Origin of the sequence: Marinimicrobium sp. UBA4509, from assembly GCF_002388575.1 — a bacterium.
In the GTDB taxonomy this organism is placed as follows: domain Bacteria; phylum Pseudomonadota; class Gammaproteobacteria; order Pseudomonadales; family Cellvibrionaceae; genus Marinimicrobium; species Marinimicrobium koreense.
Map to the genome: position 1 here is coordinate 1 of NZ_DGMV01000088.1, position 993 is coordinate 993.

Sequence of the window (993 nt, forward strand, 5' to 3'; positions counted from 1 at the left end):
AGGGATGTATTCACAGCGTGTCTCAAAGGGGCTTACCCTTCCGCAGCACTGTAATGCGGAGTCCCCCGACTTCCAACGTGAGGGCAACATTCACCCCCCAGCAATCTTCACCGTAAATCCTTTCTTCTCAAGTGCCGGCTTCAGCTTTTCCCGGACATCACCCTGAATCGTCACCTCACCGTCCTTGATCGTGCCGCCCACACCGCAGAGCTTCTTCAGCTCCTTCGCCAGCGCCTTCAATTCCGCGCCGGCCAGCGGAATCCCCTTGATCAGAGTCACCGCCTTACCGCCGCGGCCCTTGGTCTCGCGGTGCAAACGCACAATGCCATCGCCTGCGGGGGGTGCCTCCGGCTCCTCGGCTTGCGGCTTGATGCGACCCACTTCCGTCGAATACACCAGACGACTGTTCTTGCTCATCGAAACAACCTCCCCAGGGACAAAACCCCCATGATACCAACCTCAATGATAGAATCCCTCCCGATTTTCGACCAAAGCCTATCGACAAGGGGATACCAGTGACATCGAACAATCTGCCGTGGCGACTGTTGAAAGGGGCGTTGCTAATGAGTGCCGGCTGGGCATTGATGGCCTGCAGTGATAGCGAATCGGGTGGCAGCGCCCAGGCATCACTCAGTCCCGAGGAGCAGCGTATTGCCGAGGGTAAACGGGTGGCACGTATGTGCGTCGGCTGTCACGGGCCCGAAGGGGTCTCCAGAGTGGCCTCTTACCCCTCGATTGCCGGTTTGCCGCAAGAGTACCTGGAGCAGCAGTTACATGCCTTTCGCAGCGGCGAACGGGATAACCCCATGATGGGCTCAGTGGCACGTAACCTTAGCGATGAGGCGATCGATTCCCTGAGCCACTACTTCGCCAGTCTGCCGGGAGCCGGTGATGAGTGAGGTTCAGGGACGCTGGACGGATCGCTGGCTGCCACTGGTAAACGCCTTTCAGGAGAATATGGCCGAGGCCGGTGAAGAGGCGGCGGCACTGGCG

At 59.4% G+C, this 993-nt stretch carries 2 protein-coding genes; one reads left to right on the top strand and one right to left on the bottom strand.

What is annotated here, in order from left to right; genetic code table 11:
• Positions 1–90: 90 nt before the first annotated feature.
• Positions 91–417, bottom strand: a complete 327-nt coding sequence (gene yciH, locus B3520_RS16900) for a stress response translation initiation inhibitor YciH (protein WP_286804657.1) — start codon at positions 415–417, stop codon at positions 91–93.
• A 98-nt stretch (positions 418–515) separates the two neighbouring features.
• Here yciH and B3520_RS16905 point away from each other — a divergent pair, with 98 nt between their 5' ends.
• Complete coding sequence (locus tag B3520_RS16905) at positions 516–899, top strand: c-type cytochrome (protein ID WP_286804656.1); 384 nt, start codon at positions 516–518, stop codon at positions 897–899.
• Positions 900–993: the final 94 nt, after the last annotated feature.

What these genes read in the sequence shown, in the direction of transcription:
- yciH (WP_286804657.1), bottom strand. Translation starts at nt 417, where the DNA reads ATGAGCAAGAACAGTCGTCTGGTGTATTCGACGGAAGTGGGTCGCATC.